The 15084-nt window shown below is 71.0% G+C and carries 14 protein-coding genes; 12 read left to right on the forward strand and 2 right to left on the reverse strand.

The annotated features are described in order from the left end of the window. The first annotated feature begins 45 nt into the window (after positions 1–45). The 5 genes from ACZ5KW_RS05820 (at position 46) to ACZ5KW_RS05840 (ending at position 3958) form a co-directional block, all read left to right on the forward strand. Entirely contained in the window at positions 46–300 is a 255-nt protein-coding gene (locus ACZ5KW_RS05820) for a DUF3311 domain-containing protein (RefSeq protein WP_343775431.1), read from the forward strand. Continuing rightward, positions 297–1781 carry a sodium:solute symporter family protein gene (locus tag ACZ5KW_RS05825; protein ID WP_343775429.1) on the forward strand — a complete coding sequence of 495 codons (1485 nt, stop codon included), beginning with the start codon at positions 297–299 and terminating at the stop codon, positions 1779–1781. The genes ACZ5KW_RS05820 and ACZ5KW_RS05825 overlap by 4 nt, the downstream gene beginning before the upstream one ends. A gap of 99 nt (positions 1782–1880) precedes the next feature. Next, positions 1881–2345: a hypothetical protein gene (locus ACZ5KW_RS05830; protein WP_343775427.1), complete on the forward strand. Its 465-nt coding sequence runs from the start codon at positions 1881–1883 to the stop codon at positions 2343–2345. A 211-nt stretch (positions 2346–2556) separates the two neighbouring features. Further along, positions 2557–3414, forward strand: a complete 858-nt coding sequence (locus ACZ5KW_RS05835; RefSeq protein ID WP_343775424.1) for a YqcI/YcgG family protein — start codon at positions 2557–2559, stop codon at positions 3412–3414. Beyond that, positions 3407–3958, forward strand: coding sequence for a cysteine hydrolase family protein (locus ACZ5KW_RS05840; protein WP_343775421.1), 552 nt, complete (start codon positions 3407–3409; stop codon positions 3956–3958). The genes ACZ5KW_RS05835 and ACZ5KW_RS05840 overlap by 8 nt, the downstream gene beginning before the upstream one ends. A 34-nt stretch (positions 3959–3992) precedes the next feature. Here ACZ5KW_RS05840 and ACZ5KW_RS05845 read toward each other — a convergent pair whose 3' ends face one another. Beyond that, positions 3993–5468, reverse strand: coding sequence for an MATE family efflux transporter (locus ACZ5KW_RS05845; RefSeq protein ID WP_343775418.1), 1476 nt, complete (start codon positions 5466–5468; stop codon positions 3993–3995). Positions 5469–5716: 248 nt separating this feature from the next. On the opposite strand from ACZ5KW_RS05845, the gene ACZ5KW_RS05850 reads away from it, so the two are divergent. Together ACZ5KW_RS05850 and ACZ5KW_RS05855 are read left to right on the forward strand one after the other, a co-directional pair. Continuing rightward, the gene (locus ACZ5KW_RS05850) at positions 5717–7186 is read left to right on the forward strand and encodes a HEAT repeat domain-containing protein (RefSeq protein ID WP_343775416.1); all 1470 of its coding nucleotides are present in this window, start codon (positions 5717–5719) and stop codon (positions 7184–7186) included. An 85-nt stretch (positions 7187–7271) separates the two neighbouring features. Beyond that, entirely contained in the window at positions 7272–9008 is a 1737-nt protein-coding gene (locus ACZ5KW_RS05855; protein WP_343775414.1) for a phospholipase D-like domain-containing protein, read from the forward strand. A 24-nt stretch (positions 9009–9032) separates the two neighbouring features. On the opposite strand, the gene ACZ5KW_RS05860 is transcribed toward ACZ5KW_RS05855, so the two are convergent. Beyond that, entirely contained in the window at positions 9033–10973 is a 1941-nt protein-coding gene (locus tag ACZ5KW_RS05860) for a DHH family phosphoesterase (protein WP_343775412.1), read from the reverse strand. Positions 10974–11137: 164 nt separating this feature from the next. Here ACZ5KW_RS05860 and ACZ5KW_RS05865 point away from each other — a divergent pair, with 164 nt between their 5' ends. From ACZ5KW_RS05865 to ACZ5KW_RS05885, 5 genes are all read left to right on the forward strand, one after another. After that, entirely contained in the window at positions 11138–11653 is a 516-nt protein-coding gene (locus ACZ5KW_RS05865; protein WP_343775410.1) for a Mov34/MPN/PAD-1 family protein, read from the forward strand. Further along, complete coding sequence (locus tag ACZ5KW_RS05870) at positions 11650–12102, forward strand: FAD synthase family protein (protein ID WP_343775408.1); 453 nt, start codon at positions 11650–11652, stop codon at positions 12100–12102. The genes ACZ5KW_RS05865 and ACZ5KW_RS05870 overlap by 4 nt, the downstream gene beginning before the upstream one ends. Before the next feature lie 78 nt (positions 12103–12180). After that, positions 12181–13584, forward strand: coding sequence for a heme o synthase (locus ACZ5KW_RS05875; RefSeq protein ID WP_343775406.1), 1404 nt, complete (start codon positions 12181–12183; stop codon positions 13582–13584). An 89-nt stretch (positions 13585–13673) separates the two neighbouring features. Continuing rightward, entirely contained in the window at positions 13674–14753 is a 1080-nt protein-coding gene (locus ACZ5KW_RS05880; RefSeq protein ID WP_343775403.1) for a sensor histidine kinase, read from the forward strand. A gap of 57 nt (positions 14754–14810) precedes the next feature. Further along, entirely contained in the window at positions 14811–15053 is a 243-nt protein-coding gene (locus tag ACZ5KW_RS05885; RefSeq protein WP_343775401.1) for an Rdx family protein, read from the forward strand. Positions 15054–15084 lie beyond the last annotated feature (31 nt).

Consider the following 15084-nt stretch of genomic DNA (forward strand, 5'->3'; position numbering starts at 1 on the left):
TCTATTCGATACTGACTAGTGTCTATAGATATTCTACTACGTTACATGACGCGTTTACGGAGCGATCTCGTCTGGATACCGACGTTCGCAATACTGGTCGCGTTCGCCGTCCCGTGGCCGCTGTGGGGCGTCGACCGCGTCGTCGCGGGGCTGCCGGTGTGGATCTGGTGGCACGTGGCCTGGCTCGGCCTGTGTACGGTCCTGTTCGCGCTGTTCGTCCGGAGCGGCGCGTGGGAGCGCGGGATGGGCCAGCGCCCCGGTTCCGGCGCGACCGCCGACCTGGAGGGTGATCGGCCGTGACGCTCGGCCTCTCGCTCGGCATCGTCGTCGGCTACCTCGCCGTCGCGCTCGCGCTCGGCCTCGTCGCATACCGCGTCTCGGAGACGACCGCGGAGGACTACTACCTCGCGAGCCGGTCGATCGGCACGCTCGTGCTGTTGTTCACGACGTTCGCCACCCTGCTGTCCGCGTTCACGTTCTTCGGCGGGCCGAACCTGGCGTACCGGGCCGGTCCGGAGTGGCTGATCGTGATGGGCACCCTCGACGGCGTGCTGTTCGCCGTGCTGTGGTACGTGATCGGCTACAAGCAGTGGCTCATCGGCGCCCGCAACGGCTACGTGACGCTCGGCGAGATGCTCGGCGACCGGTTCGGCTCGACCGGGTTGCGCGCGCTGGTCGCGGGCGTGAGCCTCCTCTGGCTGTTCCCGTACGTGATGCTCCAGCAGATGGGCGCCGGCGAGGCGCTCGTGGGGCTCACCGACGGCGCGGTTCCCTACTGGGGCGGCGCGGCGCTGATCACCGGGTTCATGATCCTCTACGTCACGGTCGCCGGCCTCCGCGGCGTGGCGTGGACGGACACGCTCCAGGGGCTGTTCATGCTCTCCGTCGTCTGGATCGCCGCCGCGTGGGTCGTCTCGGCGCTCGGCGGCGTCGGCGCCGCGACCGAGGGGATGCTGGCCGCCCGGCCCGAGTTCGGGAGCTTCGGCGGCGGGGCGTACACGCCCGGGTTCATCATCTCGACCGCGATCACCATCGCGTTCGGCGTGACGATGTTCCCCCAGATCAACCAGCGGTTCTTCGTCGCGAAGTCGGCCGCGACGCTGAAGCGGTCGTTCGCGCTCTGGCCCGTCCTCGTCCTCCTGCTGTTCCTCCCCGCGTTCATGCTCGGCGCGTGGGCGGCCGGGACCCCCATCCAGGTGCCCGAGGGCGCCAACGTGCTGCCGGTCGTGCTGAACGAGTACGCGCCCGCGTGGTTCACCGCGCTCGTCATCGCCGGCGCGATGGCCGCGATGATGTCCTCGTCGGACTCGATGCTGCTCTCGGGGTCGTCGTACTTCACCCGCGACCTGTACCGGCCCGTGGTGAACGCCGACGCCTCCGATCGGCGCGAGGCGTGGGTCGCACGGGTCGGCGTGGCGGCGTTCGCGGCGCTCGCGTTCGTCGCGAGCCTGTTCCGCCCCGGGACGCTGATCGAGGTCGGTGGTACCGCCTTCGCCGGATTCGCGCTCCTCGCGCTCCCGGTGATATCCGCGCTCTACTGGCAGCGGACGACGCGCACGGGAATGATCGTCGGCGTCGCTGTCCCGCAGGTCGTGTACCTCGCCGTGGTGCTCTCGGCGGTCGTCGACGCCGTCCCGACGCTGCCCCGCACCGTCGCCGGCGGGTGGGACGTGGCGCTCGGGCTGATGGCGCTTTCGGCGCTCCTCACCGTCGGCGTCTCGCTGCTCACCGCGCCGTCCGAGGAGGGCGACGCCTCGCGGTTCGCGGTCGCGAGCGACTGAGTCCCGCCCCGGTATTGCTCGACTACCATCGGTAATCTGTACTTGATCCACATACGTCTATATTTTATACTTAGAACGCGTCATATGTTCAGGAATACTATGACACGCATTTCTCTCATCTTCGTCGCCGCCATCCTCCTCGTGAGCGCGCTGGCCGGCGGTGCGGTCGCCCAGACCGACGACGGCGACGACCTGTACGAATCGCTCGAAGAGATGGTCCCGGCGTACAACGCGAACGCGGACGCCGTCGACCTCGGACCGATCAACCTCGCCGGAACGACCAACGTCTACATTCAGGACGGCGACTCCGAGGCGGTGTACTCGCTCACCATGGACGATCGGAACCGCATCACCGCGCTCGAAGACAGCCGTAGCGAGGACGCCGTCCGGAAGATAACGACCGACCGCGCGACGCTGGCCGGTATCGCCGCGGCCGACAATCCCGCGGCCGCGTTCCGCGACGCCGTCGCCAACGACGACATCGTGATCAGCGGCGAGGACGGACAGGTCGTCGAGGGCGTCAAGTGGGCCGTGGTCAACTTCTTCAAGGGGTTCTTCCTCTGAGTTCGGTCCGCTGACAGCGACTGACGGGTTGCCGTCGACGGCTTCGATCAGCGCGGGCGATAACATCGATCAGCACGGTCGATGACATCGATCAGCACGGCTGACGATCCCTCTCCGTTACCGGTCAATCACCGCGAAATACTCGTCTCCGTCGTTCCGACCGCACGGGTATCGGCGAAAGCCAAAAGCCGGTCTATCCCCGACTCATCGTATGAACGAGCCAGGGACCGAGGGCGTGCTGTTGGACCAAGAGACGCTCCGCGGTCGGCTCGACGACGCGCCGGCGTGGCTCCGAGACCACTACCGGACCTTCCGCGAGTCGATGCTCGGCGAGCGCGACGGCTCGCCGTTCCCCTGTTACTTCGGCATCGAGGTCGAGCGCGAGGGCGACCTGCTGTACGCCGCCTGCGAGTCGACGACGGACCCGGCCGCGCTGTTGCGCCTGCGCGACACGCTCCTCGAGTACCTCGACACCTACGAGGACCACGCCGACCGCGCGCCGCTCGCCGTCTTCTTCAAGCCGCCCGAAGGCGACCGCGGCGAGGCGCACTACCACGAGCGCCTCTGGCACGTCTTGGAGTTCCTCCACGTCCACGACCCCGAGCCGTGGCCCGAGGACATTCCCACGGACCCGGACACGCCGCGCTGGGAGTTCTGTTTCGGCGGCGAACCGCTGTTCCCGACCTCGCGCGCTCCGTTCTACGACGACCGGAAGAGCCGATACTCGCCGGTCGGGCTAGAGATCACCTTCCAGCCGCGAGCGGTGTTCGAGGGGCTCACCGCCGACACCGACGCGGGCGAGCAGGCCCGCGAGACCATCCGCGGCCGGATGAGCGACTACGACGGCGTCTGCCCCCACGCCGACCTCGGCGACTGGGGCGCCGAGGGCGACCGCGAGTGGAAGCAGTACCTGTTCCGCGAGGACGCCGCCGCGAGCCCGGACGCCTGTCCGCTCGACCCGACCCGCGACCACCCGAAGGCGCCGGCTCCCCTGCTCGAACCGGGCGCGTGGCGCCGGTTCGCGAGCGACCCCGACGCGACCCACACCGAGGGGCTGGGCGATGACTGACGACGCCGTCCTCCTCCTGATCGACTTCCAGACCGGCTTCGACGAGCCGGGGTGGGGCGAGCGCAACAACCCCGGCGCCGAGGCGGTCGCCGCGGCGCTCCTCGACCGCTGGCGCGCCGACGGCCGACCGGTCGCGCACGTGCGACACGCCTCGACCGAACCGGACTCGCCGCTGCGCCCGGACGCCCCCGGCTTCGCGTGGAAACCGGCGACCGCGCCCCTCGACGGCGAGGCCACCTTCGAGAAGTCGGTCAACGGCGCGTTCCTCGACAGCGGGCTCGACGCGTGGCTCCGCGAGGCGGGCCACGAGTCGCTCGTCGTCTGCGGGCTCACCACCGATCACTGCGTCTCGACCACGACCCGCGAGGCCGAGAACCGCGGCTACGACGTGCGACTCGTCTCCGACGCGACCGCGACGCACGCCCGCGAGGCCCCCGACGGCGAGCGGATCGGCCCGGAGACCTCCCACCGCGTCGCGCTCGCCCACCTGAACGGCGAGTTCGCGACGGTCGTCGAGAGCGACGACCTGCTCGGCGAGCGCTGACCGCGAGTAGCCCTCCGCGATCCGGATCGCCCGGTCAGTCGCCGTCCGCCGCCTCCGCGGCTCCGCTCCCGCCTCCGCCGCCGCTCGCGCGCTCGGCGGCGTTCGCGAACATGCCGCGTCGCGTCGTGTACAGGAAGTACCCGCCCAGCCCGGCGAAGCCGGCGACGTTCGAGACCGCGACGGCCCAGAAGACGGCCTCGACGCCCCAGCCCAGCCCGGGCGCCACGGTGACGCCGAGCGCGCCGAACGTCGTCGCGACCGGGACGGCCGCGACCGCGACGGGGAACCGGATCGCCCAGTACTTGATCAGGTCGGCGACGAAGGAGGTCCGCGTTCGAGAGGCGCCGTTGAAGCCGGCAAGCAGCGTGTACGTGCCGCCGAGCGCCCAGTAGGTGGCGCCGAGAATTCGGAGGTACGTCACCGCGAGGTCCCGCCCGGTCGCGGAGAGGTCTGGCGCGAGCAGGTCGGCGATACCGCCGGCGAACAGGAACTGAACGGCGCCGAGCGCGAGGAAGCCGACGACCACCTGCGCGGTGCCGACGGTCGTCGTCCGCCGAGCGCGCGCGGGTGCGCCGGCGCCGAGGTTCTGCCCGATCATCGACTGGGCCGCCTGCTGGATCCCGAGCGCCGGGACGACGGCGAGCGTCGCGACTCGCGCGCCGACCGTGTACGCGGCGACGCCCGGCGCGCCGCCGGCGATAGCCACGAGACCGACGACGAACACCCGGACTAACTCGCTCACGCCGCGCTGCCCGCCGAGCGGGAGGCCGACCGAGACGACCTCGCGGACGGTGTCGGCGTCGAACGCGAGCGCGTCCCGCGTGAGTCGGAAGGTGTCGCGGCCGATCCCCGCCGCGTACCCGAGGATCCACAGGAGGCCCGCGACGCCGGCCAAAACGGTGCCGAGCGCGGCGCCGGCGACGCCGAGCTCCGGGGCGGGACCGACGCCGAAGATCAGCGTCGGGGCGGCGACGAGGTTGACGAGGACGCTGACGAGGCTCACGTGGAACACCGCCCGAGTGTCGCCGTACGCGGTGAAGCAGTTCTCGACGGTGTCCCCGACCGCGCCGACGGGGAGGACGGCGATCACGATCGCGAGGTACGTGGCGGTCGTGCCGGCGAGCGCGGGGTCGGCCCCGAGGAGCGCGACCAGCTCCTCGGCGTAGACGACCACAGGGAGCGCGACCGCCGCCGTCACCGCGAGCGCGACGAGGGCGCCGTTGACCGCCACGCGCCGCGCGCCCGCCTCGTCGTCCTCGCCGGCGCGCTGCGCGACGATGATCTGGGTGCCGACCGCGCCGACCACGACCGTCGCGCCGAGCAGTGACTGGATCGGGAGGCTGAGGCCGACGGCCGCGACCGCGTCCTCGCCGACCCGCCCGAGCCAGAACGTGTCGATCAGCGCGTTGGCGACGTACACGAGGTTCTGGGCCACGAGCGGCGCGGCGAGGACGAGCAACACTCGCCCGACGGGGCCGTCGGTGAGCGCCTCGCGGTCGACGTCGAACATCGAATCGTTCCGGTATTAGGCGGCGGTAATAAAAGCGTGCTGGTCGTGAACACAACTCCCGCGGTGAGCGCCCTCACTCGTCTCTCGGGACGCCCGCGTCCCGCGGTTCGCGCGGTGTCCGCGTCGAGCGTTCGGGGCGTGCTCCCGTCGCCCGCTTCCCACAGGACGCTGTCTTCCGGCCTCGTACGCGGCCGCCCGCCGCCCGCGAAGGGAAACCTCTTAATGGACTACCGCGGAGTTTGTGGTATATGAGCAACGGCGACGACGACCCGGCCGAGGCCGACGACGGGGCCGACGCCGCGGACGACGGCGGGGACGCCGGCGGGCAGGCGGAGACGGCCGCCCCGACGCTCCCCGAGGACGTGACCGAGGAATCCCTGAACGAGTACCTCGACGAGATCGCGGACCGGCTCGACGCGGCCGAGACGGAGGCCGACCTCGACGACGTGGAGGCGCTCTTAGACGACGCGGCGGACGCCATCGAGGAGGCCGACCTCCCCGAGCCCGACGAGGACGACGAGGACGCCGACGACCCCCGCGGCGACCTCGAAGCCCGCGTCGAGGAGCTCCGCGAGGGCGTCGACGAGGCCCGCGGCCCCTACGGCGACGACGTCGTGGACGCCGTCGAGACCGCCGCCGGAACGATCGGCGACACCGAGTGGACCGCGGCCGGCCACGACGACGTCGCCGACGCGGTCCGGGCCTTCCTCGACGCGGCCGCCGACGCGGTCGAGTCCGACGCCGCGGACGCCGCCGACCGCCTCGAAGACGCCGACGACGCGCTGGACGAGCCGGCGGACGACGAGTCCGAAACCGCGGAGTCGGCCGACGACGAGCCGGCCGCGGCGACCGAGGCCGTTCCGATCGATCGGCTCGTCTCGGCGCTCGACGCCGCCGCCGGCGCGGTCGCCGACGCCGACTTAGACGCGGACGCTGACGCCGACGTGATCGCCGCGCTGCTTGACGCGACCGACGACCTGGAGGCCGGCCTCGACGACGCCGAGGAGTGGGACGACCTCGAAACTCACGAACAGCTCCGAGCGCAGGGGTACTACGACGTGCTCGGCCACTACAAGGACTTCCCCGTCGAGTGGGCCGCCCTGAAGGAACACGAGGCGCGCGGCAACGTCGACATGATCCTCCTCGCGCTCGACTCGCTCCAGTCGGACTTCATGGAGCGCCACTGCCTGGAGGCGTTCGAGCGGATGGGCAAACGCGGGAAAACCGAGGCGTCGGTCGAGGAGATGCTCGGCCGCGCCGAGAAGCGCAGCCAGCCCGCGATCCGGATCCTCGGGAAGATGGCCGCCGCGGAGGCGACCGAGACGCTCGTCGAGTACGTGCCGGAGGACTCGAACCCGCAGCTCCAGAAGGTCGTGTTCAAGGCGCTCGGCGAGATCGGCGCCGCGGAGGCCGTCCAGCCCCTCGCCGACCAGCTCGACCCCGACGGCGACACCGAGGACCTGGTCCGGCCCCACGCCGCCCGCGCGCTCGGACTGATCGGCGACACTCGCGCCGTCGCGCCGCTCACCGACGCGCTCGAAGACGACCCGTCCGACGACGTCCGCGCCGCCGCCGGCTGGGCGCTCCGCCAGATCGGCACCCGCGAGGCGCTCGAGGCCGTCGCCGGCCACGCCGACGAACACTCCTTTATCGTCTCGACCGAGGGCGAGAAGGCGCAGCGCGCGCTCGACGAGGCCGAACCCGCGGCGACTGCCTGACCGGCGCTCTCCCTTCCCGACCGCGACGGATCTCCCTCCACGCCGACCGCGAACCCTTTTGTGCGATGTCGGAGCCACGCTCTCCGTGTCGTCCAGTCGTCCGCGTCGCTCGTCCGATGTCGCGGTCCGCCGTCCGTTCCGCACGGCGGTGCTCGTCCTGCTGATCGCGGCGGGAACCCTCGCCCTCCCTCCGATCGCGGTCGCCGGCGGCGGTTCGGTCGTGCCGACCGAGGCCCCGTCGACGGCCGGAGTGGCCTCGCCGAACGAATCGGTTCCGCCCGACGCCGCCGGCGAGCCGCGGATCGTCGAACTGTACCCGAACCCGACGACCGAGGAGAACCGCGGCGAGTACCTCGTCGTCTCCCTGCCCGAACGGGGGAACTGGTCGCTCTCCGACGGCTACTACGACGCCGCGATTCCGGCGAACGCGAGCGGCACGGTAGTTCTCTCGGCGGACCCGAACTGGACCAAGTCCATCCTCGCGTTCGCCGGGACGGGCGTCGGCGCGACCGACGCGCGCTCGGTCCGCCGCCTCGGCGACTACTTTCCGCTGTCGGCCTCCGGGGACCGAATCGAACTCCGACGGAACGGGAGCGTCGTCGACGTCGTCGCCTACGACCGGGCTTGGGAGGCGCACCGCTGGCGCGCCGACTGGGGCGAGTGGCGACCGCGCGGCTACCGACCGCGCTCGCCCCGGTCGACCGAGGACGCCGCCGTGACGCCGTTCGTCCTCCCCGACAGCCCCGGGGTTCCGATCGAACCCCTCCGGACCGCGGACGACCGCCTCTACGTCGCCGGCTACACGCTGACGTCGGAGCGGGTCGCGGCCGCGCTCGTCGTCGCCGCCGACCGCGGGGTCGACGTGCGCGTGCTGATTGAGGGGTCGCCGGTCGGCGGGTTCCCCGCCCCGAGCGCGCGGCTGCTCGACGGGCTGACGGCCGCCGGGGTCGACGTGCGGGTCCTCGACGGCGCCGCCGAGCGGTTCCGCTTCCACCACCCGAAGTACGCGGTGGCGGACGACCGCGCCGTCGTGCTCACCGAGAACTGGAAGCGGTCCGGCACGGGCGGCCGGAGCAACCGCGGCTGGGGCGTGCTCGTCGGGCCCGGCGGCGCCGAGCGGAACGCGACCGTCGCCGACGACCTCGCCGCGCTGTTCCGGAACGACTTCGCGGCGCACGACGCCCGCCCGTGGCGCGGGTTTCGCGCCGACACCGAGTTCCACGACGGCGGCCGGGCGAACGGCTCGTACCCGACGCGGTTCGCGGCGCCGACGGACCCGACGGCGGCGAACGTGACCGTGCTGACCGCGCCCGGCAACGCCGCCGACCGGATCGTCGCCCGTATCGACGCGGCCGACGAGCGGGTGTTGGCCATCGTGCCGCGCGTGGGCGGTCCGGACGACCGGATCGTCCGCGCGCTCCGTCGGGCGGCCGACCGCGGGGTCGACGTCCACCTGTTGCTCTCGGACGCGTGGTACGACTACGAGGCGAACCGTGCGCTGGCGGAGAACCTCTCCGCCGAACCGATCGCGGTCGACCTCGCCGCGCCGCGCGGCCGCTACGGGAAGGTCCACGCGAAGGGGCTCGTCGTCGACGACACGGCGGTCGTCGGGAGCCTCAACTGGAACCCGAGCGCGCGGACGGAGAACAGAGAGGTGTTACTCGCGGTCGAGAGCGAGTCCGTCGCCGACTTCTACGCTCGCGCGTACGCGGCCGACTGGCGCGGCGGCGGCGTTCACCTGCCGGTCGGACTCGTCGTCGGGTTCGCCGTCGCGCTCGCGGGAGCCGGAGTCGTCGCTCGGCGGGCGATCGCGTTCGAGTGAAAGCGAGCCGACCGGGCGGCGCGGTCAGTCGTCGAGCGCGATGGTCGACGAGAGCGCCTCGTCGATCTCGGCGCTCGCCATCTTCTCGACGAGCGCCTCGATGACCTCGCTCCGGCGGCCCTTCACGAACTTGATCGAGCCGACGACCAGGTGACCGCCGCCGGAGACGCCGGCCTCGGGCAGCTCGTCGTTCAGCTCGGTCACCATGTTCGGGATGTCGAGCCGCACGCCGTCGGACCGGAGCACGCAGAAGTCCGGACCGTAGCCGATGGTGATGACGGGGTCGCCCGTCTCCTTCACGCGGGCGTCGTGGAGCTCGCCGGTCGTCTTCCCCGGCGCGGGGTAGGTGAACCGGTGAGCGTACTCGTCTAAGTCGATCCGGTAGAGGTGCGCCCCGGAGGCGAGCCGCTCGTGTTCCACGTGGTCGTCGACGGCGTCGAGCTGGCGGTCCACGTCGCGCTCGGCGCGCTCGGAGAGGAACTCGACGAGCTCCTCGTGTCGCTGTTCGTCGTCACAGCCGACGTTCAGGGCGTCGTTGACCAGCGTCTTCCCCTCGGAGTAGCGGAGCCAGTGGGCGGCGTAGTCGAGCGCCTCGCCGATGTCGAGGAGGTCGGACTCGTCGTACCCGGCCCCCTCGGCCAGCGCGACGTAGTCGTCCATCGCCTCCGCCTTCGAGCGGTCGGACAGGCCGGCGACCGCCGGCACGTGTTCGAGCTCCTCGGTGAGCGACGGGTCGATGAGGCGGGCGAGCTCAACGCACATCATCCCGGTGGTGACCCGGTAGTCCTCGCCGTGGAGGTAGGGGTTGACGTGGGCGTCGAGCAGCGGCTCCACGGCCTCCGGATCGGGATGGTGGTGGTCGACGGCCGCGATGGGGATGTCGTAGTGCGCGAGGTTCTCGTAGGCCGGCACGTCCTCCTCGGTCGACCCGTTGTCTACCATTAGCAGGAAGGGGAGCTTCTGCCCGTGGCGGGCGCGCCCTTCCAGCGCGAAGTTCAGGTCGCGGGTCACGTCTTCCATCTCGTAGTAGGGCGCCTTGCTCGGGAGCCGCTTGAACAGGTGTCGCGGCGCGTCGGCGTCCTCGTGGACCTGCTCGACGAAGTTCTCGACGGCGAGCTGGACCGGAATCGCGGCGCACATGCCGTCGCCGTCCGCGTGGTGACGGACGCGCATCGGCCGGCCGGCGAGGACGGTCCGCCGGATCAGCCGCGCGAGTTCGCGGAGGTCCTCGTGGATCGGCTCGAACGCCTCCCACTCGACGAGCGGGTCGACGTCGGCCGGGGCGGCGCGCTCGTCGAGGGCGTCCTCGTAGCGCGACCGGGCCTCGGCGGCGCGCTCGTCGGGCAGCCGCGCCAGCGAGTCGACTTCCAGCTGGAGCGCGTTCTCGCGGCTCTCGATCGTTCCCGAGACGTGGACCATGTCGCCGACCTCGACCTCCGGGTACGCCCGGACGCCGGCCGACTCGAAGGCGGCACAGGAGAGGACGCCCGAGGCGTCCGCGACGGCGAATATCGTCGGCCCGCCGGTCTGTTTCGCCTGAACGACTTCGCCCTCGACGGTCACCTCGTCGCCCGGGGTGAGTCCGCGCACCCGGGAGACGGTCGGTTCGTGGGCGACGGTCTCGGTCCGGTAGTCGTCGGGGGTCACGTCGTCGAACGCCACGTCGCCGTTCTCTTTCACCTCGGTGAGGCGGACGACGAGCCGGTCGCCGACCGCGTACTCGCCGTCGAGGTTCGACTCGTGAACGAGACCGCTCACGGCGTCGGAGAGGTCCACGAAGACGCCGTAGTCGACGACGCCGTTGACCTCGGCGTGGTAGAGGGCGTCGACCTCGGCGTCTTCGAGCGTGCAGTCCGGTGCCAGATCGTAGACGACCTCGCCGGTCGCCCCCTCCGCCCCATTGGCGTCGAGTTCGGGGCTCGAATCGCCCCGCGTGCCGGAATCCCCGGCGGTGTTTTCGCTCATGGGAATATCATCCGCGAGGGGCGGAGTTAAGCCTGTTCTCTCGGCGCTCGGAGCGCCGACGCTCCCGCCGTCGGACCGCGGCCGCGGTCGGATTTCGCGGCGGTCGGCGCCGCCGCGTCTCACGGTCCGGAACCCCTATGAGGCGACGGCGACTTATCTCGTTCATGCGACTGTTCCGCTCGGACGAGCTCCTCGGTATCGCCCGAGAGGCCCTGGACTTCGTGCTCGAGGCGAGCGAGGAGACCCACCCCAACGAGTACATGGGCTTCCTCCGCGCGGACGACGCCCGGAAGCTGGACCTCGACCGGGACGGGCAGGTGATAACCGACGTGCTCGTCATCCCGGGGACGGAGTCGAGCCCGACGAGCGCCAGCGTCCGCACCCACATGAAGCCGAACGACATGCGCGCGGTCGGGTCCGTCCACTCGCACCCGAACGGCGCCCTCCGCCCGAGCGACGCCGACCTCGCCACCTTCGGGCAGGGGAAGGTCCACATCATCGTGGGCGCGCCCTACGGCTGGGGCGACTGGAAGGCGTTCGACAACGAGGGCCGGCAGACGACCCTCGACGTGCTCGACGTGGAGGTACCGGACGAGCACTTCTTCGATTTCACGCAGGAGGACATCGACCGAGAGCTCGCTGACCGCGACGACGGCGGCTTCCTCTCGTGGTTCCGATGACGCGGGTCGTCGCGCAGGGGACCTTCGACCTCTTGCACCCCGGCCACGTTCACTACCTGGAGGACGCGGCGACGTACGGCGACGAACTCCACGCCATCGTCGCGCGCCGGCCGAACGTCACGCACAAGCCCGCCCCGGTGCTCTGCGGCCGCCAGCGTCGCGACATGGTCGCGGCGCTCGACGCGGTCGACGAGGCCCACCTCGGCGACCCGGAGGACGTGTTCGTCCCCATCGAGCGGCTCGAACCGGACGTGATCGTGTTGGGCTTCGATCAGCACCACGACGAGGCCGACATCGCCGCGGCCCTCGACGCCCGCGGCATCGACTGTCGGGTCGAGCGCGCCTCCGGCCGAGAGCCGAAATACGAGGACGAACTGCTCTCCAGCGGCGACATCGTCGACCGGATCGTCCGGGAACGAGGCGGCGGTTCGGCCCCCGAGCGGGACTGACCGCTCCGGCCGGTTCGGCCCCGGTCCGTTCCCCCGAAGCGCGGAACCTATATGCATTCGTTCCGTATCCGACGCCACGTGACGCTCCCAGACAGATTCCCCGCGGTGTTGGCCGCGGCCGCGATGGGCGTGTACCTCCTCGTCGTCGTCGGGGCGACCACTTCCCTGACGGAGGCCGCGACCGCCTGCGGCGGCTGGCCGGCCTGCGGGAACGGCGCCGCCCTCCCGACGGCGACCGAGGGCTGGATCGCCCTCGGGCACCGCGTCGTCGCGGTCGTCGTCGGTGTCCTCGTCGCCCTCTCCGCCGCGCTCGCCTGGCGCGACGGCGCCGACCGCCGGGTCCGCGCGGCGCTCCTCGTCGCCCTCGTCGTCTACCCCGCGCAGGCCGGCGTCGGCGCGCTCGTCGCCCTCGGGGACCTCCCGGCCGCGCTCGGCTCGGCGCACCTCCTGCTCGGGATCGGCATCTTCGGAGCCGTCCTCGCCGCGCTCGCGTGGTGGCTGGAGGCCGAGACCGGCGACGCGGCCGACGCGCCGGACGACTTCGAGCCCGGGACCGACGACCTCCCGCCGATCGAGGACGCCCCGGAGCCCGATATCCCGTCCGCGACGCTCCCGCGCCTGAAGGCGACCGCGGCGGCGTACTTCCGGCTGATGAAGCCGCGACTGATGTGGCTCCTCTGTCTCGTCGCCGCGGCCGCGATGGCGCTAGCGGGCGGCGACGGCTTCACGCCCCGGGTTGTGGCGGCGACGCTCGCCGGCGGCGCGCTCTCGATCGGCGCCTCCGGGACCTTCAACCACGTCCTCGAACGCGACGTGGACAAGCGCATGCAGCGGACCAGCGACCGGCCGCTCGCCACCGACCTCGTCCCCGTCCGGAACGCCTTCGCGTTCGGCGGACTCCTCACGCTCGTCTCGCTCGGACTGTTCTGGACGGTGAACCCCCTGACGGCCGGGCTCGGCCTCGTCGCGATCGTGTTCTACAGCGTCGTGTACACGCTCGTTTTGAAGCCCAACACGGTCCAGAACACGGTCATCGGCGGCGCGGCCGGCGCGCTCCCGGCGCTCATCGGCTGGGCCGCGGTCACGGGCGAGGTCGGCGGCGGCGGCCTGCTGCTCGCAGCGGTGATCTTCCTGTGGACGCCCGCGCACTTCTACAACCTCGCGTTAGCGTACAAAGACGACTACGAGCGCGGCGGCTTCCCGATGATGCCCGTCGTCCGCGGCGAGACCGCGACCCGCCGACACATCCTCTGGTACCTCGGCGCCACGCTGGTCGCCGCGGTCGCGCTCGCGGCGGCGGCGGACCCCCTCGGCGCGCTGTACGCGGTCGTCGGCGTCGGCGTCGGAGCCGTCTTCCTCTGGGCGGTCGTCCGCCTCCACTACGAACAGACCGAGGACGCGGCGTTCCGCGCGTTCCACGCCTCGAACGCCTACCTCGGCCTACTCCTGTTCGCGGTCGTCTTCGACGCGCTGGTCGTCTGAGACCGTTCGCCGCGCGGTCCCGTGATATCACCGCTGACACCTCGAAGTGCGTGGTTTATATGGACTCGTGAACGAGTTCGCATAACTGAATGGACATAACGTCGAGTGCGGCCGGACGTAAGCTGTGGCCCGTTTGGGGGCTCAGCGTCGTACTCTCCGTCCTCCTCCTCGCCGAGGCCGCGATCGTCTCCGCCGGAGCCACTCCCGTCCCGGGTGGTTACTGGGTCGGGTTCGCCTCCTCGATAGTGGTCGTGCTCGGTGTGGGCTACGTCATTTACTGGGTCCCGCGGTCCGAACTCTCTACCCCTCGGTACCGGCGGATCAACCGCTGGTGGCTCGGGGGCGCGTCGGTGTACCTCCTCGTCAACGTCGGATTCATGGCGACGCTCCCGATCGAATCCGCGTTTCAGGTGTTCGGCTGGATCCGCTGGGCGATCGGCTTCGGCGGGGGTATCGGGCTGCTCATCGGGCTGTTCGAGGCGAGGGCGATCGAACGCGAGGTCACGGCGGAACGGAGCCGCGTCCGGGAGGCCGAACTCCGCCGCGAGCGGGACCGCCTCGAGGAGTTCGCGAGCGTCGTCTCACACGACCTCCGGAACCCCCTCAACGTCGCGCAGGGTCGGCTCGATCTCGCCAAGCGAGCGCACCCGGACGACGAACACCTGGCCGTGGTCGAGCCGGCTCTCGACCGGATGGACGAGATAGTCGAGGAGACGCTGACGCTCGCCCGCGAGGGGAAGATCGTCGACGACACCGACGACGTCGACCTCGACGACTGCGTCCGCGAGTGCTGGTCGCGCGTGGACACGGCGGACGCGACGCTCAGCGTAGACGGGCCGCTGACGGTGCGAGCCGACCGCGACCGGCTGTCGCACGTCCTCGAGAACCTCTTTCGGAACGCGATCGAACACGGCGGCAGCGACGTGACCGTCCGTGTGGGTCCGCTCGGCGAGGACGGGTTCTACGTCGAGGACGACGGCGTCGGCATCCCGGGGGAGGACTTCGAGCGAGTTCTTGAGACCGGATTCACTTCGTCGGCCGACGGGACCGGATTCGGCCTCGCGATCGTGGATCGGATCGTCGAGGCACACGGGTGGGAACTCCGGATCGGCGACGGACCGGACGGCGGCACGCGGTTCGAGATCAGCGGCGTCGACCGTCGGTCGTAGGGGTCAGCGAGCGTACGCGCTTCTATTTAAGTTCATTCGGCACGAACCGGGGGACGCATGACACGCGTCGAAATCGAGTACTGCGTCCCCTGCGGCATGTTGAACCGCGCGCAAGACGTCTCCGAGGCGATCCTCAAGCAGTTCGGCGAGGGCGTCGACGAGGTCGCGCTGGTGACCGGCGACGACGGCGTGTTCGTCGTCCGCGCCGACGGCGAGGTCGTCTTCGACAAGACGGAAGACGAGTACGACGTCGACGCCATCGTCCGCGCGATCAAGCCGTACGTCGGCGCAGCGGCGTAATACGCGGTCGTTTGTTTATAGCCGGTTGTCA

Source organism: Halorubrum ejinorense (assembly GCF_055389685.1).